This window comes from Streptomyces neyagawaensis (assembly GCF_023516595.1).
Taxonomy (GTDB): domain Bacteria; phylum Actinomycetota; class Actinomycetes; order Streptomycetales; family Streptomycetaceae; genus Streptomyces; species Streptomyces neyagawaensis.
Genome location: NZ_JAMGBG010000127.1, coordinates 29,067 through 50,236 on the forward strand (window position 1 = coordinate 29,067; position 21,170 = coordinate 50,236).

The window sequence follows — 21,170 nt, forward strand, 5'->3', positions numbered from 1 at the left end:
GGACGGGCCCCTCGGGGCCGGGAGAGCCGCCTCGCATCGGTTCATCCCGCTTGGCATGCTGGCGCGATGGCTTCCGAACGAGAGCGCACCGAGTCCCGCCCGCTGAGCGACCGGGTCGAGGAACTCCTCGCCCACGAGGGCCCGCTGCCGATCGTGGCCGCGGGCGATCCGGTACTGCGCCGCACTGCCGAGCCCTTCGACGGCCAGCTCGACGCCGGTCTGCTGGCCCGTTTCGTCGCCGCGCTGCGAGCCACCATGCACGCGGCACCGGGCGTCGGCCTCGCCGCACCCCAGGTGGGGGTGCCCCTGCGGATCGCGGTGATCGAGGATCCGGCGCCGGTGCCGGAGGAGGTGCGGCTGGCCCGGGGGCGGGTCCCGCAGCCGTTCCGTGTCCTGGTCAATCCGGCGTACGAGGCGGTCGGACCGTACCGTGACGCCTTCTTCGAGGGCTGTTTGAGCGTGCCGGGGTGGCAGGCCGTGGTGGCCCGGCACGCCAAGGTGCGGCTGCGGGGGCTCGACGAGCGGGGGCGGGCGGTGGACGAGGAGTTCTCCGGGTGGCCCGCCCGTATCGTCCAGCACGAGACGGACCACCTGAACGGCACGCTCTACCTCGACCACGCCGAGCTGCGTTCCCTCTCCTCGAACCAGGCGATGGCCGAGCGGTGGAACGACCCCACCCCGGCCCGCGCCGCCCGCGCCCTCGGCTTCCTGCTGCCTGATTGAGGGGCCGGCCCCACTGCGGGGCTGAGGGGCCGGCCCCACTGCGGGCTGAGAGACCGACCCCACGCCCGGCTGCCGCCGCGCCCCCGCGCGCCGAGGACCAGTGCGGCGGCGTCCCGCCCCTCCCGGACGAGGGCGTACTCCGGCTCCTCCGGGGCGATCAGGCTGGTCACCTTCACGTCCGGGTGGCGGTCGCTCACCCGCCGGGCGGCGGCGTCGACGATGTCCTCGGCGAGTGTCTCCTCGGACGGCTTACCGAGGTGCGCGGCCGACCCCACCGGCGAACCCGGGCCGAGCGGCTTGATCCACCACCGAACCCGGGCCGAGCCGCTTGATCCACCGCCGCACCGGGCCGGGCGGCCGGCTCGGCCGCCGAACCGAGCGGCCTGCTCGGCCGCCGGGAGGAACGGCTTCCCCCGGTCCCGTCCCAGCCCCAGCCCCAGTCCCAGTCCCGGCCCCCGGCGAGGCGGCTTCCTCTCCGCCCCCGGCAGGGCGACCCGCCCTGCCCGTTCAGCCCCGGTACGCCTCCAGCAGCCGTAGCCAGATCTCGCTGATCGTGGGGTACGAGGGGACCGCGTGCCACAGCCGGTCGACGGGGACCTCCCCGGCGACGGCGATCGTGGCCGAGTGGATCAGTTCGCCGACGGCGGGCCCGACGAAGGTGACCCCGCGGAGGATCTCGCGGTCCAGGTCGACGACCATCCGGGCGCGGCCCCGGTAGCCGTCGGCGTACAGCCCGGCCCCGGCCACGGAGGAGAACTCGACGTCGACGGCGCGGACGCGGTGGCCTGCCCGTTCCGCCTCGGCGAGGGAGAGGCCGACGGAGGCGGCCTCGGGGTCGGTGAAGACGACCTGCGGGACGGCACGGTGGTCGGCGGTGGCGGCGTGGGCGCCCCAGGGGTCGCTCTCCAGGATCGGGACACCGGCCGCGCGGGCGGCGATGGCGGCCCCCGCGATGCGCGCCTGGTACTTGCCCTGGTGGGTGAGGAGCGCCCGGTGGTTGGCGTCGCCGACCGCGTAGAGCCAGTCGCTGCCGGTCACCCGGAGGCTGTCGTCGACGGACAGCCAGGTGCCGGGTTCCAGGCCGACGGTGTCGAGGCCGATGTCGTCGGTGCGCGGGGCGCGGCCGGTGGCGAAGAGGATCTCGTCGGCCTCCAGGCGGTCCCCGGTGTCGGTGAGCGCCACCACGGTGCCGTTCTCACGGGTCACCGACGTCACGGACGTACCGGTGCGGACGTCCGCGCCCGCCTCGGTGAGCGCCTCGGCGACCAGTTCACCGGCGAAGGGTTCCATGCGAGGCAGCAGGCCCTTGCCGCGGACGAGGACGGTGACCTCGGAGCCGAGGGCGCGCCAGGCGGTGGCCATCTCGACGGCGACGACTCCGCCGCCGACGACGATCAGCCGGCCGGGCACCTGCTTCGCGCTGGTGGCCTCACGGCTCGTCCAGGGCCGCACCTCGTCCAGTCCGGGCAGGTCGGGCAGGACGGCGCGGCTGCCGGTGGAGACGACCACCGCGTGCCGTGCGGTGAGGACGTGCCGGCCGCCGTCGGGGGCGTCGACGACGACCCGGCGGGGCCCGGCCAGCCGCCCGTGGCCGCGGTGGAAGACCGCTCCGATGCTCTCGAGCCACGCGACCTGGCCGTCGTCCTTCCAGTCGGCAGCCTCGTAGTCGCGGTGGGCGAGCACTTCGGCGGCGTTCAGCGGGCCCTCGACGAGGTGGCGCAGACCGGGCACGCGGCGGGCGTCGGCCCGGGCGATCGCGGGGCGCAGCAGAGCCTTGCTGGGCATGCAGGCCCAGTACGAGCACTCGCCGCCGGCGAGTTCGCTCTCCACGACCGCGGTGGACAGGCCGGCCGCGCGGGTGCGGTCGGCGACGTTCTCCCCCACGGGTCCGGCACCGAGCACCACCACGTCGTACATGGTCCCCGTGGTGTCCTCGTCGTTTTCGGTGTGTTCCGTATCCGTCATGGGGTCAGTCTGGTTGGTGGTGTGCGCCGTGGCCACATGGGTACGCGCGCGGAATAGGCCACCGACGGGTGGCGTTGTCGACAGCGGCTCGCCCCGAGCACCGACACCCAGGAAGAGGGATGCACGCCATGAGCAGCACCGTGGAGCTCACCAAGGAGAACTTCGACCAGACGGTCACGGACAACGAGTTCGTCCTGATCGACTTCTGGGCGTCCTGGTGCGGGCCGTGCCGTCAGTTCGCGCCGGTCTACGAGAAGGCCGCCGAGGACAACCCGGACCTCGTGTTCGGCAAGGTGGACACCGAGGCGCAGCCGGAGCTGGCCCAGGCCTTCGGTATCCAGTCCATCCCGACTCTGATGATCGTCCGTGACCAGGTCGCCGTGTTCGCGCAGCCGGGCGCGCTGCCCGAGGCCGCGCTGACCGATGTGATCGGGCAGGCCCGCAAGCTGGACATGGACGAGGTCCGCAAGGCCGTCGCCGCCCAGCAGGCGCAGGTCGAGCAGAACGGTCAGTAGCCGGCGGGCCCACGACACCGACGGCGGCCCCCGGTGGGTCAGCTCGATTCGCGGTGGACGATCCGCGCGCCGAGCACATCGTGGGTCGTGGGCACCATGGCGGGGTCGCGGACCGCGCGGTCGACCAGTTCCGCGAGGTCGCGGCCGGAGGGCAGCTCGATGTGGACGGTGCTGAGGCGCGGTCGCAGCAGACGGCCCAGCATGAGGTCGTCGGCGCCGACGACGGCCGTGTCGTCGGGGACGCGGACGCCCACGTCCCGCAGCGCCCGCATCACGAGCATCGCGTACTCGTCGTTGTACGCGAACACCGCGTCGAGGCCGAGGGAGCGCCACCGGGCGGCGAGCCGTCCCGCGGCCTCCTCGTCGTAGGCGAGGGGCAGTTCGGTGATCGTCGCCTCCGTGCCGCGGACCGCGCGCCGCACGCCCTCCAGCCGGGGCTGGGAGAACACCCCGAGGCCGGGCTCCTCCGGCACGACGACGCCGATACGGCGGTGCCCGCGCTCGACCAGGTGTCGGCCGGCGCTCTCGCCGACGACACCGTGGTCCAGGAGCAGCACATGGGCGCCCTCGACGGGTTCGGGGCTGAGGGTGACGACGGCGCGTGCGCCGGAGCGCTTCAGGATGGCCACGCCCTGCGGGCCGAGCCCCTCGCCGGGGACGATCACGGCGACCGGGCGCAGTTCGGCCCAGGCGCGGGCCGCCTCGTCGCCGCGCAGACCGACGCCGCCGTACTGCACGACGGTGTAGTCGAGGCGGCTGAGGGCCCACTGGAGATCGTTGATGAACTGGCTGTAGAGCGGCCCTATGGGCACGTTGGGGGTCGGCATGAGGACCATGCGGCTGTGACCGGCGCGCAGGCTGCGGGCGGCGGCGTGCGGGACGTACCCCAGCTCCTTCGCGGCCTCGTGGACACGGCGGCGGGTGGGCTCGCTGATGCGGACGGCACTGGTGTTGTTGAGGACGTAACTGACGGTCGCTCGTGAGACACCCGCCAGGCGGGCCACATCGGCGCTCGTGGGCACGGACCGTTGCAGCGGCGCGGGCGGGGCGGGCTCTTTCGGTATCTGCACCATGACGACGGCATCCTTGCAGAAGCTGTGAAGGGCGTTCCGGCCGGGGGACTTCCGGCCGCACGGGAGCTCGGGTCCGGGCCGTGCGAGGGCTCGGGTTCGGGCGACCGATCTTTGTGGCTGGGCAGTTTGGCGAATTTGTTCGAAACCTGTTCAGTCCTGCAACCATTTCGCGCCATCTCCGTGAAGGTGGGGTGATGGCGGCGTTTGGTCTACCACCGCCGGCGCCCCTCTCCCGGCCCCGCCCGTCCGCGCCCGCCCTCGCCGTGGGGGCGGGCGGTGGCGTTCCCCGTGGGCCCTGGGGCGCGGTTGCGCTGGCAACGGGGCCGGTGGGCTGCCGGGAGACCCCTGAGAGCGAGCCCCGGCGCGCGTGGGCGAGGGCCGGCCACGGGTTCCTCACGAGATCCGCGCAAGAGGTGTGCGGAGGCCGCTCGGTCGGCGGGCGTCGGCGTCAGCACGACCGCTACGTCCGCGTAACACGTCAAACCAATGGCGTGAACTGTGTGTTGCCTATGCGTCGGCGCGGCCGGTTCGCATGGGGGGGGGGACGGGGTCCGGCGGGCTCTCGACCCCCACAGGCGGCGCCTCGGTGCGGCGGGGGTTCGCCGGGGATGCGCCGAGGGCGCGACGGCACCCGCCACTTGGCGGGCATCGGCCGCCGTACGACGGCCTCCGTAGGGCTTGCGGGCGCGCTCATCATCGCGGTACGAACCACCGGCACGGCACCGCAGAGGAGAAGCCATGAGCACCATGGTCCCGCCCCCGTTCGACCCGGAACTCGCGGCAGTACTCGAAGTCATCAAGGACGTCCTGCCCCGCGAGTTCACGATGGACGACATACCGGCCCTGCGTCAGGGTCCGGGCATCGAACTGCTGGCCCAGCTGGACCTGACGATGGGCGGGACCTTCGAGGTCGAGGACCGGCCGGTGCCGGGGCCGGAGGGCGCCCCCGAGATCTCCCTGCTGATCTGCCGCCCCAAGGAACCGGTACGGCCGGGCCCGCTGCCGGTCCTCTACCACGTGCACGGCGGCGGCATGGTCGTCGGCAACAACCGGGTCGGGGTGGACGCGCCGCTCGCCTGGGCGCGGGAGCTGGGCGCGGTCGTGGTGTCCGTGGAGTACCGGCTGGCTCCCGAGCATCCGCACCCGGCGCCCGTCGACGACGTCTGGGCGGGGCTGCTGTGGACGGCCGAGAACGCGAAGGAGATCGGCGGGGACCCCGACCGGATCGTCCTCACCGGCGCCAGCGCGGGCGGGGGCCTGGCCGCCGCGCTGGCACTGCTCGCGCGGGATCGCGGCGGGCCGCGGCCGCTCGGGCAGATGCTGCTGTGCCCGATGCTCGACGACCGCAACGACACGCCGTCGGCCCACCAGATGGCGGGGCTCGGCGTGTGGGACCGCACCGCCAACGAGACCGGCTGGACGGCGTTGCTGGGCGAGCAGCGGGGCAGGGCGGACGTGTCCCCGTACGCGGCGCCCGCGCGGGCGGAGGACCTGTCGGGGTTGCCGCCGGCGTTCCTGGATGTGGGCTCCGCGGAGACGTTCCGGGACGAGGTCGTCGCGTACGCGTCGCGGTTGTGGCAGGCGGGCGGGGAGGCGGAGCTGCATGTCTGGCCCGGGGGGTTCCACGGGTTCGACGGGTTCGCCCCGCAGGCGGCGCTGTCGCAGGACTGCCGGGCGGCGCATGTGAGGTGGCTGCGGCGGCTGCTCGGGGAGTAGGGCGCGCATCGGCTCGGGGCCGGCGCGGGTTCGTCGGCGGGTGCGGCTGCGATGGGGCTGGTCGCGCAGTTCCTCGGGGCCGGCGCGGGTTCGTCGGCGGGGGTGGGGGCGATGGGGCTGGTCGCGCAGTTCCCCGCGCCCCCTGAAAAGCGCCCGGGGCTGCGCCCCGTGCTTTTCAGGGGGAGGGTCCCACCCGCAGCCGAACGACGGCCTCCCCTCACCCCCGCCTCATGCCGCACCATGGGGCCATGAAAGAGCTGGCGGGGCGGCTCACCGCCGTGGATCCGGATGCCGGGGCCGCTGTCCGGGTCATCGCCTACTTCGACGCGCTCGCCGAGTCCCGGGCCGGCCTGGAGGCGCTCGTGCGGGCCGCGGCCGTCCTGGCGGGCTGCCCCGCGCGGCTCCTGGACGACGAGCGGCGGGTACGGGTCCGGGTGGAACCGGACGGGCGGCGGCTGGACAGCCCCCTGCCCCCAGAACCCTGCTGGCCCTCCGCCGCGCTGGTGCCCGGCGGTGTCCCGGCGCTGTGGCTGGAGCGGCCCGGGGGCGGTGAGCCGAGCGTCGTGGACGCGGTGATCCTGGAGCGGGCCGCGGGCGCCCTCCGGCTGGTGCTGGACCGTACGCGCGGGCGTGCGCCCCTCTCCCCCGCCGACGACCCGGCCCTCGTGGAGACCCTGCTCGACGCCACCGCCGACGAACAGGCCCGGCTGCACGCCGCACGCCGTCTCGGCCTCGCCGTCGACGCCCGCGCCCGTGTCCTGGCCCCTCTCGGCGGACGGCCCCGCCTCCTGGTCGTCGGCGACCCGGGCACACCCGGTGCCGGGCCGCACCGCGGCGTTCCGGTGGCGGCGGTCGACGGCATCGAGGGGATCGAGGGGCGCGTCGGGGTCGGGCCGGTCGTGTCCGTGTCCGATCTGCCCCGGTCGTGGGCCGCCGCCCGGGTGGCCCTGCGGTTCACCGCGGAGGGCACGGCACGGGACCCCGGGGAGCGGGTGGTGCGCGCGGAGGACCTGGGCGGGCTGGCGCTGCTCGCCGAGTCGGTCGTTCCGGGAGGTGACCCGCCGCCGGACGTGAGAGAACTGGAGAAGGCCGCGGCGGACGCCCCGTGGATGCTGGCCACGCTGCACGCGGTCGCGTCCACGGCGAGCCTGCGGGCGGCGGCCACGGAGGTCAATGTCCACCACTCCACGCTCCAGGACCGTTTGACCCACGCGGAGTCCCTCCTGGGCTGGCCGGTCCGCGACCCGCACGGTCGGCTGCGGCTGCAACTGGCCCTCACGCTGCGGCGCTTGGCACGCGGCTAGCGCGCGGGCAGGGCGTCCAGTAGGCCTCACGCGGCGCCCCGGACGGGCGTCGGCCGGGCGGGGCCGTGCACGTCGGAGTCCGCCCGTGTCCGACGCGAACCGCCGGGGTCACCAGGGAAGTCGTCCTTCCCGTACCGTCGCCCGCACCCGGACGTTACCGTTCGGTAGACAACCTGCTACCGGAGGTGTTCCGTATGGCTGCCGACCGTGCCCCGGGTCTGGCGGAGTGTGCCCGTGCGCTGGCCGCCGGGGAGGTGACGTCGCGTGAGCTGGTCGAGCGGACCCTCGCCCGGATCGAGGCCAGCCAGCCGACGGTCAACGCCTTCCGGCGAGTACGCGCCGAGGCGGCGCTGGAGGAGGCCGAGGCGGCGGACCGGGAGTTGGCGGCGGGCGGCCGGCGGCCGCTGCTCGGGGTGCCGGTGGCCGTGAAGGACGACATGGACGTGGCGGGCGAGCCGACCGCGTTCGGCTGCCGGGGCGAGTTCCCGTCGCTGCCGGAGGACGGCGAGGCGGTACGGCGGCTGCGGGCGGCCGGGGCGATCGTGGTCGGCAAGACCAACACCTGCGAGCTCGGGCAGTGGCCCTTCACCGAGGGGCCGGCCTTCGGCGCCACCCGCAACCCCTGGCACGCCGACCACACCCCCGGCGGCTCCTCGGGCGGCTCGGCGGCCGCCGTCGCGGCGGGACTGGTACCGGGCGCACTGGGCTCGGACGGGGCCGGCTCCATCCGTATCCCCGCGTCCTGGACGCATCTCATCGGCATCAAGCCGCAGCGCGGCCGTATCTCGACCTGGCCGCTCCCGGAGTCCTTCCAGGGCATCACCGTCAACGGCACCCTCGCCCGCACGGTCGCCGACGCCGCCCTCCTGCTCGACGCGGCGGCCGGGAACCACGAGGGCGACCTGCACCGGCCGGACGCCATCGACGCCTCCGGGGCCGTGGGGCGTGATCCGGGCCGGCTGCGGATCGCGCTGTCCCTGAAGCCGCCGTTCACCGCGCTGCCCGCGCGGCTGGACCCCCGGGTGCGGGAGAAGGTCCGCGCGGTCGCCGAACGGCTCGCCACGCTCGGGCACGAGGTCGAGGAGGCCGAGCCCCGCTACGGGCAGATCGGGCTCACCTTCATCCCGCGCGCCACCGCGGGCATCGCCGAACACGTCGGCGGGATCGCCCGGCAGGACCTCCTCGACCGGCGCACCCGCGACGCCGCCCGCCTCGGCCGGCTGCTCGCCGGGGCGCCGTTGCGGCTGGCCCGCCGCGCGGAGGCCACGCTCCACCAGCGGATCGGCGCGCTGTTCACCACGTACGACGTGCTGATCGCACCGACCACCGCCGCTCCCCCGCCGCGGATCGGCTCCATGATCGGCCTCGGTGGGCTCGGCACGGACCGGGCGATGATCGCCGCCTGCCCGTACGCCTGGCCGTGGAACGTGCTCGGCTGGCCCGGCGTGAACGTACCGGCGGGGTTCGTGGGCGGGCTGCCGGTGGGGGCGCAGCTGCTCGGTCCCGCGAACAGCGAGCCGCTGCTGCTGTCGCTGGCCGCGCAGTTGGAGGCGGACCAGCGCTGGCACGAGCTGTGGCCGCCGGAGGCGACGACGCCCGCCGAGTCCCCCGCGATGTGAGCGGCACCGCCGTCCCCCGCGTGGGTCCGGGGGGCGGGGTGCGCCCCGTACGCTGTGACCATGGACGAAGCGTCGATGGTCGGGCTGATGGGACGGGTGACCGGTGCGGTCGGTCCCGGGCTCGTCGGCGAGGTGATCGTCCGGGTGCGCGGCGGGGCCGAGCACTTCCTGGCGTACCCCGCCTCCGCGAAGGACCGGATCGAGCCCGGGACCCTGGTGATGGTGATCGAGTACCTGCCGCCGCGCACGGTCTACGTCTCGGCGGCGTACGACAGTTGACGCTCCGTCGGGTGCGTCGGCCGCTCCCGCGGTGACGGTTCGCATCAAGACTGCAACAACGGTCCGTGCGGCTCTGTACCCCGGCCCCGCCCCTTGGGACACTCCCGACGTTCGGTGCCGAAAGGGCACCTGGCCGAGGGGGGTGTGCCGATGTTCGTCGGCATCATCGCGGGGGCGACCGTAGCGGTGGCTCTGGTACTGATCGCTCTGTTCAAGCTCATGTGGCGTGTCGCCGAACCGAACGAGGCCCTGATCATCTCCGGCTCCAAGCACAAGATGGAGGGCCTCACGGAAGGCATGAACTTCCGTATCGTCACCGGGCGCGGCACGCTCGTGCTGCCGGGCATGCAGGCGGTGCGCAAGCTGTCGCTCGACCTGAACCAGACCGAGCTGGCCGTGGAGTGCGTGACCTTCCAGGGCATTCCGCTGAAGATCCGGGGTGTGGTCATCTTCAAGGTGGGCGACGACTTCGTGTCCATCGCCAACGCCGCCCGCCGCTTCCTCGGCCAGCAGAAACGGGTCTCGGAACGGGTGCACAACGTGTTCGCCGGTCATCTCCGGTCCATCGTGGGCGGATTGACGGTCGAGGACATGATCCGCGACCGCGAGAAGCTGACCGGCCAGACACGGGCCGCGTGCGGGACGGAGATGGAGAAGCTGGGGCTGATCGTCGACTCGTTGCAGATCCACGAGATCGAGGACCCGACCGGCTACATCAAGAACCTCGCCATGCCGCACGCGGCGGCCGTCCAGCGGGACGCGCGGATCGCGCAGGCCGAGGCGAACCGGCTCGCCACCGAGGCCGAGCAGCAGGCGGCGGCGCGGATGGCGGAGGCCACCCGGGACAGCGAGATCCTCCAGGCCGGCTACCAGGCGGAGCGGGACAAGGCCGCCGCCAAGGCCAAGCAGGCCGGCCCGCTCGCCGAGGCGGGCGCCAAGCAGGAGGTCGTCGTGCAGGAGACCCGGGTCGCCGAGCTGGTGGCGTCCCGGCGTGAGCAGCAGCTCCAGGCCGATGTGCGCAAGCCCGCGGACGCCAAGGCGTACGAGAAGCGGACTCTGGCCGAGGCCGAGCGCGACGCCCGTATCTCCGCCGCGCAGGCCAAGGCCAAGGAGACCGAACTCGCGGCCGCCGCCGAGGCGAACGCGACCCGCGCCACCGGTGAGGCGGAGGCCGCCGCCCGGCAGGCCAAGGGGCTCGCCGTCGCCGAGGCCACCCGCGCGAAGGGGCTCGCCGAGGCCGAGGGCATCAAGGCGCGGGCCGCGGCGCTGGCCGAGAACCAGGAAGCGGTGATCGCGCAGCAACTGGCCGAGCAGTGGCCGGAGATCGTGCAGGCGGGCGCGTCCGCGTTCGGCAACGTCGACAACATGGTGCTGCTCAACGGCGCCGACGGCATGGCCGACATGTTCGCCAAGGCGCTGACGATGGGCGGCACGGGGCTGGGGCTGGCCCGGCAGTTGCTGGCGTCCATGAACCAGAACGGAACGCCCGACCGGGGCCCGGCCGCGGTCAACGGGCAGCCCGTGGAGAAGGTACCGGTGGACCGGGAGTCATAGCCTCCCTCCTCCGTCGAAGGCCACGTCGTCGCTAGTGCCCGTGCGGCCGAGCCGCACATCGCTACGGGGCCCGCGCTCCCTTGCCGGGGGCGCGGGTTAGCGTTGCCCCGTGACTGCGTTCGCCGATCAAGACGTTCCCGGCCGTTACGGCCCCTCCGCCACCACCGAGGCCGATCCGCGCACGGTGGGGCGGGTACGTACCGAGTACTCGCCCGCGCACGACGGGGACCCCGACCCCGGGGAGATCGTGTGGACCTGGGTGCCGTTCGAGGAGATGGGAAGGCGCGCCGACGTTCGCGCAGGCCGCGCCCACAATTGAGCCCGACCGCCCCGGCAATCCCCGGCGGAACCCCGGATTGAGGCCGAATTCCGATGGTCCACAGCCCGCATCTAGATGACGAATGTGCCCTTGCCGCGCACTGTCTGCACAAGGCCGCGCTCTCGCAGTTCACGCACGGCTCTGGACGCCGTCATCCTGGCGATGCCGTATGTCTCAGTCATCTGGAGTTCGCCGGGCAGGCGGTCCCCCGGCCCGAGCTCGCCTGTGCTGATCCGCCGGGCGATGTCGTCAGCCACGGCCATGTACACCAGTTCCGGGCCGCGCCGCTCCAGGTTCCGAATCTCCTCCTCGCTCATGGTCGCCACATAACCACCTGCTGACCTGCGAAGACACTCGGAGGCCCCCACAGGTGCCTGCACATGTCTATAGTGCCCTACATGCATCAGAGCCGCCCCCGCCGCATGTGCCTCGACTGCCAGACGCTCACCGAGACCCCGGTCCTGCTGTACGCCATCGAGCGCCAATCGGGTCCAGCGTTCCCGGTCTACGCCTGTCCAGACTGCGCCCCAAGCCGCATCTCCTACGACTCCGCCCTCGCCCTGCTCTTCAACCACACCACCGCTTGCCTGGACTGCACTCCCCTGGACTCCTGTCCACAGGGCTGGGCTCTCAGCCGGGTTGTCGGCCGCTGCCTCCGCCGCGTCCGTCCCACGGCCGCCCCCGACACCCCGCCGCCCAATTCTTTGGGGTCATAGGCGGCTCCCCGCCCCACCCCGAGCCGGTTTCACTCACCCGCTCCCCGCGAGCCCTTACGCGCCCATCCTGTGATTCCGGTGAACGTAAGGAGCTAATCGGTCTTATCCCGCCAGCAATTCACTGCACAGTGAGCGATTCGCATTTCACAGTAGGCTTCCCTCAACGAAGGGAGGTCCCAATGGCCGCGAAGAAGTCACCTGCTCATATCGCTAAGCAGGCCGAGCGCTGCTACGAACTCAGTCTGGCCGGTCTCAGCACCCGCGCAATTGCCGAAGAGATGGGCATCTCACAGCCTGTGGTGGTGCGGCGGATGGCGCATTACATATCCAACCGCACACACCGCAAGGCCGACGAATGGCGAGACCGACAGCTTGACGACCTGATGAATCTGCGGGCGAAGCTCCAGAAGCAGATCGAATCCGGCGACCCCAAGGCCATCGCAGCGGCCGTCCGCATCTGGGAACGCATCTCGAAGATTGGCGGCCTGGACGCTGCCACGCTGTTCAAGGTCGATATGGAGGCCAATGTGTCCCGCGAGTCCGACGCCAATGAGGCGCAGCGCCTCATGGACCAGTTCTTCGGCCGCGTCTCCAGCGACGAGCCCGGCGAACCCAAGGTCATCCCGCACATCGACGTCACTCAGCGCCCCCGTCGGCCCGTGCCGCAGTGGTACCAGGACAAGGAGCGCAAGCAGGCCGAAGCCCGCGAGCGAGCCAAGAACTCCACCCCCGACGAGTTCGCCGCCGAGCCGGACGCCAACGCCAACGCCGCTCCGGACGTTCCAGAGGGATTCGAGGATCTGGGCACGCCCGAGCCCGCACCTCGGCCACGGCGTAAGCGTGGACAGCCCATCCCCAACCCGGCTGCCCAATTCCTGCGGGACAGCGACGACGACTGACCGCGAGGTAACCTTCAACCGTCATCCGCTGCGTAGCGGATACCGACAGCGCACAACAGCCCGAGGAATCCCCGTAGCCAGATGGGCAAAGGGAAATCCAGACAGCTGAGTCGGAGCCCCATAGACCGAGCAGGACAACGCCGAATGGCGACCCTGGAGAAGTCTGGATAACCGAATACGCTACACACAATGTGTTGTCACGCTTATGGCGAGACGCGCACCGCAACAAGTGCCGAATGTCGCTGACGAGCGACGGTGGCGGAACAGCCCGAGTGGGCGACTTGGACGGCAACGAAGACTTGTCCATTCAATTGCCCTATGCCCAGGAGGCTTCCAGTGGCTGTTTCCAAGATCAAGATGTCCAATGCCCGCCGCGCTCTCATCGAGGCGGGAATGTCCAGGACGATGGCGCGCGGTGCACTGCGCCTTCTGGACCTGAGCGAGCCCCTCAAGCCGCAGATCGTGGCGCTCGCCGAGGAAGACCCCGAGCTGTTCGGCCTGGACGCCGACGGCAACCCCCTCCCGGACGACGACGACGCCGAGGACGACACGCCCATGACGGCCCGCGAGGCCGTAGCCGCGCGGCTCAAGGGCGGCTCCCAGCACATCCAGCGCAAGACGTACCGGCGCACCGCCGAGCCGCGTCCCTCCACCGCGAGCAAGTCCGCTCAGGAGAACGCCGCGCACCTGCGCAAGAACTCCACCCGCAACACGCCCCCGGCGCAGCAGTGGCGTGAGCCCGTCCGCGACATCAACGCGGGCCACGTCGCCCCCGCCGAGCGCCCCAAGGACAGCTCCGCCGACCGCCTCGCCAACCGGCTGCGCGGCAACTGACCGCCCAACACCCCATCCCCGCCACACAGTTAGGACACACCCATGGCCGCTGTAACCCTGGAGACGACCGAGCTCGAAACGCTCGTCACCGCCGCTCTCCGCAACCCCACCGTCGGCATGTCGCTGCTCAACGAGCTCCGCGTCAAGAACAACGGCGAGCCCGCTCGTCTCCCGGCCAACTACGGCCCCGGCGACCTGTCCGTCGTCCACGACTCGGCCTGGCGCACCGCGCTGACCAACGTCACCGCCGACCTGGAGGCCTGACATGGGCGACGCCAACGACCGCGCCAAGCTGGACTCGCCCGAGTTCATGGCCAAGGCTCCCGATCACGTCGTGGACAGCATCCGCGCACGGGTCGCCTCCGAGCCCAACGTCCGCATCCGCGTGCACGGCCGCGACTGGGCGGAGCAGGTCGCCAACGACCAGGTGCACAAGGTCCTCTCCGAGGCCACGGCGCAGGCGGCCCAGGACCTCATCGAGGAAGCCGTGGAGCAGGCCCTCGACCTGGCGTTCAAGGCACACGGTTCGACCCCTGCCACGCAGGCCGACATGGACCACGCGCGCGCATGGATGATGGATCACGGCGTGGTGGACCCCGGACAGACAGAGCCCAGCATCTCCGACGTCGCGGAGCTCGCTCAGGTGTCGGCCAACGAACGGAACTTCCGCGAGTGGCTGAAGCCGGTGCGCGAGGAGGCCGCCAGGGAACTGGACCTCAGCCCGACCGTGCGCCTGTTCATCGCCAAGTACCTCAACCCCGACCCCGACGCCTGACCTTCCCAGACCGGGGCGCGGCCTTCTGACGGGTTCGCCGCGCCCCAACAGAACAGCCCCAGGACTCCCGGTGTGCTAACCGGTCCTGGGGCTGTTCTGCGTTACTCACAGGATCGCCGCGTAAGCGCTCCGCGCGGCTCGGTCGGACGGTTTCACCGACCCTGTGCCTACGAGCCGCCTACGACCCCAAAGATCGGCGTTACGGATGCGCCCGCGCCGAGGGTCTGTCCGGCCCCGGACAAGAAGGCGTCGATCGCGCTCATCTTCCCTGTGTTGTCCTGGCGGAACAGGTGGATGTACACCTTCTCCGTGACCGAGATGGACGAGTGCCCGAGCCACTTCGAGATGTCGTAGACGGTGACCTCGCCACCAACAGCCGCCATGATGCTCGCGTACGTGTGGCGAAGGTCGTGCCAGCGGAGTGCAGTCGGCAGGCCGGCAACACCCGACCGCACAGCCGGGCGGAAGTAGCGCTTGCAGAAGTTGTTGATGTCGAACACCCGAGTCCAGTCCACCTCTCCGCCCTGGCCCGTGTTCCTGGACCCCGGCCACAGGGGCGCGTCCGGGTTGTGCCCGTCGGGATGGGCCGCGAGCCACTCCGTCAGCTCCGCCCGGAGGAAGCCCACCAGCGGCACGTTGCGGACGGACTTGACGGACTTGGGCGCGGTGAACTTCCACTCGCCACCCTTGCCCCGGCGGACCGTGCGGCGGACCTGGACCTCACCGTGCAACATGTCGATGTCCCGCACCCGGAGCGCTGCCAGCTCGCCCGCCCGGAGACCGGTGTACGCGGCCATGCGGATTAGCAGACCGAACCATTCTTCCTTCTGGGACAACAGACCGGCCAGAGACTCCACCTGAACCGGCGTCAGGAAATGTCGCTTCTCCACGATTTCGGAGTTGTCCTTGGGCAGCGCCACACCTGTGCAGGGATTCACCACAAGCCATTCATGGCGAATTGCATACTTAGCGGCCTTGTTCAGCACATTGTAGATAGTGCGAACTGTGCCGGGGGCCACGTTCTTGGCGAGCTTGGCAATCCACTTTTCGATATCCCGCGCCCGGAGAGAGCCAATTCGGCGCTGTCCAAAGGCGGGAGTGATGTGATTCTTGAGGATGGACCGCTGACCCTCGGTTGTGCGGGCCTTGAGCCGGGCCGCGTCGGCCGAGATGCATGCCTCTACAACCTCCGTAACGGTCCGCTTCTCCACGCGCCACAATGTGGACCGGCCTTGCGCTAGCTCGTCCTCGATCCGGTGCTTCTCCTTCTCGGCCTCTTTGAAGGTCGTGCACGTTGTCTGGCAGTCCCGACCGCCATCCGTCCAACGCACCTCCCATGCAGATCCGCCCTTGCGCGCGACCTCGCGTATGCCTGCCATCTGTTGAGCTCCTTAACGTGGGCCAGGCCCGGTTTCGCAAACCGCGAAACCGGGCCGAGCGAATGTGGACTAAAAGAGGGCGGACCAGAGACCGGCGATGCCGTCGTTGCCGAGGACGACCCACAGCGCCGCGCACCAGAACAGGCAGAGCGGGGTGGCGATGGACACGAACTCGCGCTCAGCCGTGGCGCGGGTCCAGCGCTTGAACCGGTCCCAGCGGGTGGGCTTCCGGCGACTCCACGCCGTGCCGATCTCAGGTGACGCCGATTCGGCTTGACTGGCGCTGACCTGCGGGAACCCGGCGAGCTCGGCCAGGAGGAGCGTGGACAGCTCCTCGCCGGTCGGGTCGGGGTTGGTGGTGTCGATGTGCTCGTACCCGGCGAAGTTCCGGGCCGGGCGGACCCACGAGGCCCACAGCTGACCGTCGCCCTCTTCGAGGATCTCGGTCCAGGTGCCACGGATGCGTCCGGTCGGCTGGACCGGTTCCATCGTCAGGGCCTCAACGCGGCCCACGAGCTGCTCGATGGAGATGCCGTCCAGGAGCCGAACTCCGCACACGGTGCAGGAGGTGATCCAGGGGTCCTTCGAGGAGACGTGCGGCGGGCAGAGCGGGACACGGGTAGGGTTCATGGTGTAACTCCGTTTCCTGGCGGATTTCGGGGTTCAGGTTGGTGAAGAGGGCCGAGCTACCACTCGGCCCTCTTCGCGTTACTTGGACTCGGTGGCCTTGGCCGGAGCCGCCGTCTTCCGCGTACGGGCCGCGCGGGGCTTCCGGGTCGCCGGGGCCTGAGCCGCCTTCGCGGGCTCGGCAGGCGTGGGCGTAGCGGCCTTACGGGTGCGGCGCGCGGGCTTCTCCGGGGCTGCCGTCTCGACTGCCGGCGAATCCGTTGCGGTCTCCTTGGCCAGCTCGGCCTGGAGCTTCGCCAACTGCGCCTCCAGACGGGCCTTCTTCTCGGCGGCCTGCTTCTTGCGCTTGGCCTCGGCTGCGGCCTTCTTCGCGGCCAGCGCCTTCTGGTTGTCGTCCGACGCCTGGAACTCCATGCGGAAGATGCAGGCGAGCTGGACCGACTTGGTGTCGGGGCGGACGCCGGTCTGCTCGTAGATCCACTGCGCGAACCGCTCGTGCAGCTCGGTGGGGACGGCGGCGGCGCGCTCTTCCAGCGACTTCGCGTTCTCGGACTTGCTCATCTGGGGCTCCTCGGCTCGGCGTTGCGTTCTGTTGACGAGGAGAACTTAACCCCCAAATGTCGACATTCCGCTACCCTTCGGGACGATCCGGACATGTATGACCACATGAGACACGCAAAAATTCTTTGCACTGGAGGCGAGTTCAGCCCTCGTCCAGCTCCGTCGAGACCCAAACGGAGGTCCGCCAGCGCTCGGCCGCGTCCCTGCGTCGGTTGTTCTCCTCCTGCGTGACCAACTCCAGATGAGCGGTGTTCACGCACGCCTTGGAGCGGCAGCCGCGCAGATAGACGTGGTCCAGGACCATGTCATCCGGGATGGTCCCGTGGCGCAGCGTCCAGGCGACGCGATGCGCCAGGACAGACCGGCCCTTGAGCTTGAACTGTCCATAGCCACCAGCGAACTTGGAGGCGTTCCACAAGGTGCAGCCGTCGATGTTCGGCGGGTCCACCTTCTCCAGGAACCGGGAGATGTCCTGATCCGTAAGCACAAGCTGGATGCGCGGCGGTGCGGGCTCACCTCCAGCCACTCGCCAGACGGGAACGATCGGACCTGCCGGGCGGCGACGGCGCTTCGGCTTAACGGGCTCGGTGACGCGGGTAGTAACCGCCTCACCTGCAACTCGCTTGCGCCTCCTGAGGATTGGCTTCTTCGACTCAGCCACGGAAGAACTCCAGCTTCGACAGAATTTCGGACAATCCCTTGTCCTGGATGACGAGTACGGGTCGGTTGCGCAGAAGCGTGAGCAGACCGTCAGGGTTGATGAGGATTGCGCCGGATTCGATTCCTTCAGGGTTCACGAGATGACCCGTGTCCCATCCCTCTTTGCCGACCTCCAGGAGAATGCTTTTCCGCTCCTCCTCCGACATCTTCAACGCGTCCTGCACGCTGCCGACGGTGAAGAAGTAGCTATCTCCGGGACCGTCCACGAATTGGAGTTTCTCCGACTCAGACATCGGCCGACTCCGTCCAGAGCGAGACCGGGACGCGGAGGATCGCGCCTGCACCGGCCACGTTGGAGAAGCACCGCATGTACGGCACGCCCGCGCTCTCGGCCCGCCGGAGGCTCTCCGCCGTGGCGATGACGAAGTAGCAGATGTGCTCTCGCTGCGGGAGGTCGGACGCTGCCTTGTCGTAGGCGTCCTGGACGTCCTTGACGGGGTGCTGCACAACCGTCGCCAGAGCCCGGCTCTCGCGGTACAGGATCTGGACGAGCAGCGCCCCGGACTCGGCCTGTGCACGGGCGATGCCGCGCTTCAGGGACTGGCTACCTACGGCCGTCCGCAGTGCACCTTGTGCCCAACTCGGCAGCCTGCTGAATGTCGTGTCTCGGCTCATCTGCAATTCCTCTCGTACTGGTGTTCGAACCGGAGGCCGTACGCGGCCCGTAGCGGCCTCCGGCGGGGTGGGTCGGTCAGGTTGCCCGGCGACCGGGCGTTCGCTCGTTACGCGGCCAGCGGGATCACTTGCCGGGGCGATAGAGCCACCCCGCGTCCTCCGGGGCGGAGAACGTGAAGGCGGGGAGCATGCCCGCGTACCGCTTGATGTCGGGGTCGTTCATGGGGTGGAGGCTGAGATTCACACCGCAGACCTGCATGTGATTCGCCTTGGATATGACAGGCGCGACGCCCATGCGGCCGTACTGGTCCATGTACGTTGCGATGGCCACGACCGGGTACAACTCCTGGGTGTTGTCGTCGTCGCCCGTCTCGTAAACAGCGACATAGGCACCCGGCTCAACAGCAGTCAGATTGGTGACTTCGTTAGCACGCATCAGTTGTTCTCCTTGTTGTCCTTGACGATGCGCCACAGCTGCTTGCCGCCGCGCATCCCGCCCTTCTCAATGTGCATATCGCCGAACGGCGTTCCGATGCGCTCTCGCAGCCAATTACCCATCTGGATTCCCTGGCTGACGTCGCTTTTGGCTATCGCCACTTTCTCGGGCAACAGATCGCCGTCGATGTACTGCGCGTCCTTGTCGAGACGCTGGCCGTCGAGCGCGTATGTCGGCACCTTCTGGAGCAGATCGCGGGCGGTCCAGTACTCGGACTTGAAGACGTCCCACACGTTGGAGATCAGGGCTCCGGCGGCCTGTGACTCGTCAGAGACGTCCTGCCCCTTGGACTCGTCCAGGTCGAACGTGCCTTTGAACCCGGCCACCTTGAGGATTCCGCGCACCGTGCCGCGCCAGTAGCCGTACACGTCGCCCAGCTCGTCACGCTCTCGGCCGGCATGCACCCATGCACGCACCAGAGTGAGCATCGCGGCCACAAGCGGACCCCGGTTGTCTCGGGTCCACTGATCCAGATTCTTGATCTTGAACCCGATCCGGTTCTCCGGCCTGGATGTCTTGGCATCCAGCTTGATCCAGATGGCTCGCTGAACGAGATCTCCGCCAAGGTTCGCGTTGTTGCTCGTCATAGTCCAGATGCGATCGTTGGGCACGACCACTTCGGTTCCCTGGCCGACCCCGCGCAGGGCGAACTCCTTGTTGGTCAGGACCGAATCCAATTCGGGTGACTTGATCGTTCCCTTGACGTTGTCCCACGTCACCACTGGACCCGTTGTCGAGCTGAGGATGGAGGATATCGACTTGTTCCACTCCTCGCCGTTCTTGGGCGTGGCCGCTCGGCAGATTCCGCCATGCAGATTCCTCAACTGCTGCGCCAGGAGCGACTTTCCGGTACGAGAGGCCGGGGCAGTGAACACGCCGAACTTGAACGCGCTGTCGACCATCTCGCGAATCACCGGCGTTATCGCAAGACCGAGGAAGTTGACTCTGTCGTCCTCGGTGACGAACGGGAATCCACACACCCAGTACTCCAGCAGCTCGCGGGCGTTCTGGATGTCCGCGATGGTGGGATTCTTCGGGATGGGAGGAACGTCCATGCCCGGATGCGGAATGTACAGATATCCGGTGTCGTGGTCATAGCCGGGCTCGTCCAGGATCGAGCCATCCGGGCGGGCGATCGGCGTATGCGTGACGGCACGCATGTTCCGGAGGTTCTCGGCCGCGTCCAGGTCGCCGAAGAGGAGCTCGCAAGAGACTGCGGGAAACACAATGTTGGTGACGATCGGGTCGCCGTCCTTGCTCTTCGACTCCTTGTAGACCCAATGCGTCCTCTGGATGGTGCCGCGAATGTTGTTCACATCCACGCGCCGCACCTGTGCCGGGCCGTCGCTGTTCTTCTCGTCCTTGGGCGGGACGTATCCCTCGTCTCCAAGTCGCGGGCAGTAGACCAGCATCCCGCCGCGCAGCATGAACCCCGACAGAGGGCCGATCCCGATCGACTTGCACAGCCACCGATACGCATCGTCCGGCGTCTCAACGCGCAGTCGGCGCAGCTTCTTGGTGGTGCTCACGATCAGCTGGAATCCCGCTCCGTCGGTGTCGGTCCAATTCTTGGGCTGGTGCTTGCCTGTGCCCACCTTCGCCAACGCGCTCTCGATAGCTTCATAACCGGCGTCGTGCCCCTTCTCCCACTTGTCCACGGCGGCCTGGAGCTGCGCCCGAACGTAATCAGCAGAAACGGCGTGCGGGATATAGCTCGTCAGCTTGAGCGCGGCGATCCCTACCGGGCCGTCTGCGCCGCTGTCGACCGGCAGCGAGGCGATCTGCTCAGCCACGGTCTGGATGGCCGCTACGAGGCCCGCCGGGGGCTTCTCCAGCGTCTCTATGGGGCCGGTGGGCGCTGCCTTGCGCTCCTTCTGCTGGAGCCCCTTCTCCCAACGCTCAGGCAGATATGGGATGTTGTCCGGATCGGGCACGCCGTCCAGAAGGGAGCCATCGGCCTCGTACCACTGGTACATATCGCGGGTTCCGGGGTGGATAGACGGCCAGCACATGACGAACCGGTGATGCCACTGGGCAATCTCTATTCCCGGCTCGAACTTGGTCCTGCACTTTCCCTCGCTGCGCCTGCGGTACAGCCGGATTCCGCTCGTGCCGGGGCCGCGAGCGGTGCTGTAGACGGTCGGCGGGAGTTCGCCCCACTTGGCCTCCAGCTGGGCCAGGGTGGCCGCGCCGTTCTTACCGTCGTAGTCGTCAATGTCGATGGCGACCATGTCACGACCCATGCGCAGCGCGATGTTCGCCGCTCGGCAGTCGAACGCCACCTTGACGGCCTCTTCAGGCGTGCGCTGAATACCCTTCTCGCCGGTCAGGCCCTCGTATGGCGTCTTCTCGCTTCGCTTGACGGGGATGATTCCATGCCATCCAGATTCGGCATAGGCGACGACCCCGTCGCGATAGGGCGTGCGCGCGCTAGACTTGCGCTCAGCCAACTCAAACACCTGCTCTCCTGTGTTCTGTAGA

General features: G+C 69.9%; 22 protein-coding genes and 1 pseudogene. 12 read left to right on the forward strand and 11 right to left on the reverse strand.

Annotated features, from left to right (window positions below):
- Positions 1 to 66 precede the first annotated feature (66 nt).
- Positions 67 to 723 (forward strand): peptide deformylase, encoded by a 657-nt coding sequence (locus M8J73_RS36480; protein WP_055541170.1) that lies wholly within the window; start codon positions 67 to 69, stop codon positions 721 to 723.
- A gap of 507 nt (positions 724 to 1,230) precedes the next feature.
- Here M8J73_RS36480 and M8J73_RS36490 read toward each other — a convergent pair.
- Positions 1,231 to 2,688, reverse strand: coding sequence for a dihydrolipoyl dehydrogenase family protein (locus tag M8J73_RS36490; protein ID WP_249829578.1), 1,458 nt, complete (start codon positions 2,686 to 2,688; stop codon positions 1,231 to 1,233).
- Positions 2,689 to 2,816: 128 nt separating this feature from the next.
- Between M8J73_RS36490 and trxA the strand changes: the two genes are divergently transcribed.
- Positions 2,817 to 3,203 (forward strand): thioredoxin, encoded by a 387-nt coding sequence (trxA, locus tag M8J73_RS36495; RefSeq protein WP_055524200.1) that lies wholly within the window; start codon positions 2,817 to 2,819, stop codon positions 3,201 to 3,203.
- Positions 3,204 to 3,241: 38 nt separating this feature from the next.
- On the opposite strand, the gene M8J73_RS36500 is transcribed toward trxA, so the two are convergent.
- Positions 3,242 to 4,276 (reverse strand): LacI family DNA-binding transcriptional regulator, encoded by a 1,035-nt coding sequence (locus tag M8J73_RS36500; RefSeq protein ID WP_055543117.1) that lies wholly within the window; start codon positions 4,274 to 4,276, stop codon positions 3,242 to 3,244.
- Between the two features lie 738 nt (positions 4,277 to 5,014).
- On the opposite strand from M8J73_RS36500, the gene M8J73_RS36505 reads away from it, so the two are divergent.
- From M8J73_RS36505 to M8J73_RS36530, 6 genes and pseudogenes are all read left to right on the forward strand, one after another.
- Positions 5,015 to 5,992, forward strand: coding sequence for an alpha/beta hydrolase (locus M8J73_RS36505; protein WP_055543438.1), 978 nt, complete (start codon positions 5,015 to 5,017; stop codon positions 5,990 to 5,992).
- A 248-nt stretch (positions 5,993 to 6,240) separates the two neighbouring features.
- Positions 6,241 to 7,296, forward strand: coding sequence for a helix-turn-helix domain-containing protein (locus M8J73_RS36510; RefSeq protein WP_249829579.1), 1,056 nt, complete (start codon positions 6,241 to 6,243; stop codon positions 7,294 to 7,296).
- A 194-nt stretch (positions 7,297 to 7,490) separates the two neighbouring features.
- Positions 7,491 to 8,915 (forward strand): amidase, encoded by a 1,425-nt coding sequence (locus tag M8J73_RS36515; RefSeq protein ID WP_055541940.1) that lies wholly within the window; start codon positions 7,491 to 7,493, stop codon positions 8,913 to 8,915.
- Positions 8,916 to 8,975: 60 nt separating this feature from the next.
- Entirely contained in the window at positions 8,976 to 9,194 is a 219-nt protein-coding gene (locus M8J73_RS36520; RefSeq protein WP_216869437.1) for an NfeD C-terminal domain-containing protein, read from the forward strand.
- Between the two features lie 150 nt (positions 9,195 to 9,344).
- On the forward strand, positions 9,345 to 10,748 hold the full coding sequence (locus tag M8J73_RS36525; RefSeq protein WP_055541941.1) for a flotillin family protein: 1,404 nt from the start codon (positions 9,345 to 9,347) through the stop codon (positions 10,746 to 10,748).
- 109 nt (positions 10,749 to 10,857) lie between these two features.
- Positions 10,858 to 11,046: pseudogene (locus tag M8J73_RS36530) on the forward strand (type II toxin-antitoxin system PemK/MazF family toxin); the annotation flags it as partial.
- Positions 11,047 to 11,138: 92 nt separating this feature from the next.
- Here M8J73_RS36530 and M8J73_RS36535 read toward each other — a convergent pair.
- Positions 11,139 to 11,384: a GntR family transcriptional regulator gene (locus M8J73_RS36535; protein ID WP_055541942.1), complete on the reverse strand. Its 246-nt coding sequence runs from the start codon at positions 11,382 to 11,384 to the stop codon at positions 11,139 to 11,141.
- Positions 11,385 to 11,962: 578 nt separating this feature from the next.
- On the opposite strand from M8J73_RS36535, the gene M8J73_RS36540 reads away from it, so the two are divergent.
- The 4 genes from M8J73_RS36540 to M8J73_RS36555 all read left to right on the forward strand — a co-directional run bounded on the left by M8J73_RS36540 (position 11,963) and on the right by M8J73_RS36555 (position 14,291).
- The gene (locus tag M8J73_RS36540) at positions 11,963 to 12,682 is read left to right on the forward strand and encodes a hypothetical protein (RefSeq protein WP_157873291.1); all 720 of its coding nucleotides are present in this window, start codon (positions 11,963 to 11,965) and stop codon (positions 12,680 to 12,682) included.
- Between the two features lie 336 nt (positions 12,683 to 13,018).
- Positions 13,019 to 13,516 (forward strand): hypothetical protein, encoded by a 498-nt coding sequence (locus M8J73_RS36545; protein WP_055541576.1) that lies wholly within the window; start codon positions 13,019 to 13,021, stop codon positions 13,514 to 13,516.
- Between the two features lie 42 nt (positions 13,517 to 13,558).
- Entirely contained in the window at positions 13,559 to 13,780 is a 222-nt protein-coding gene (locus M8J73_RS36550) for a hypothetical protein (protein WP_055541575.1), read from the forward strand.
- A gap of 1 nt (position 13,781) precedes the next feature.
- A complete protein-coding gene (locus M8J73_RS36555) occupies positions 13,782 to 14,291 on the forward strand; it encodes a hypothetical protein (RefSeq protein ID WP_055541574.1) in 510 nt (169 codons plus the stop codon).
- A gap of 167 nt (positions 14,292 to 14,458) precedes the next feature.
- On the opposite strand, the gene M8J73_RS36560 is transcribed toward M8J73_RS36555, so the two are convergent.
- From M8J73_RS36560 to M8J73_RS36595, 8 genes are all read right to left on the reverse strand, one after another.
- Positions 14,459 to 15,670 carry a tyrosine-type recombinase/integrase gene (locus M8J73_RS36560; protein WP_055541573.1) on the reverse strand — a complete coding sequence of 404 codons (1,212 nt, stop codon included), beginning with the start codon at positions 15,668 to 15,670 and terminating at the stop codon, positions 14,459 to 14,461.
- Positions 15,671 to 15,739: 69 nt separating this feature from the next.
- A complete protein-coding gene (locus M8J73_RS36565; protein WP_055541572.1) occupies positions 15,740 to 16,300 on the reverse strand; it encodes a hypothetical protein in 561 nt (186 codons plus the stop codon).
- 78 nt (positions 16,301 to 16,378) lie between these two features.
- Complete coding sequence (locus M8J73_RS36570) at positions 16,379 to 16,858, reverse strand: hypothetical protein (RefSeq protein WP_055541571.1); 480 nt, start codon at positions 16,856 to 16,858, stop codon at positions 16,379 to 16,381.
- A gap of 142 nt (positions 16,859 to 17,000) precedes the next feature.
- Positions 17,001 to 17,345 (reverse strand): HNH endonuclease signature motif containing protein, encoded by a 345-nt coding sequence (locus M8J73_RS36575; RefSeq protein ID WP_055541570.1) that lies wholly within the window; start codon positions 17,343 to 17,345, stop codon positions 17,001 to 17,003.
- Between the two features lie 166 nt (positions 17,346 to 17,511).
- Positions 17,512 to 17,811: a hypothetical protein gene (locus M8J73_RS36580; RefSeq protein ID WP_055541569.1), complete on the reverse strand. Its 300-nt coding sequence runs from the start codon at positions 17,809 to 17,811 to the stop codon at positions 17,512 to 17,514.
- Positions 17,804 to 18,193, reverse strand: a complete 390-nt coding sequence (locus M8J73_RS36585; RefSeq protein ID WP_055541568.1) for a hypothetical protein — start codon at positions 18,191 to 18,193, stop codon at positions 17,804 to 17,806. The genes M8J73_RS36580 and M8J73_RS36585 overlap by 8 nt, the downstream gene beginning before the upstream one ends.
- A 124-nt stretch (positions 18,194 to 18,317) precedes the next feature.
- A complete protein-coding gene (locus M8J73_RS36590; protein ID WP_055541567.1) occupies positions 18,318 to 18,629 on the reverse strand; it encodes a hypothetical protein in 312 nt (103 codons plus the stop codon).
- A complete protein-coding gene (locus M8J73_RS36595; RefSeq protein ID WP_055541566.1) occupies positions 18,629 to 21,148 on the reverse strand; it encodes a bifunctional DNA primase/polymerase in 2,520 nt (839 codons plus the stop codon). The genes M8J73_RS36590 and M8J73_RS36595 overlap by 1 nt, the downstream gene beginning before the upstream one ends.
- Positions 21,149 to 21,170 lie beyond the last annotated feature (22 nt).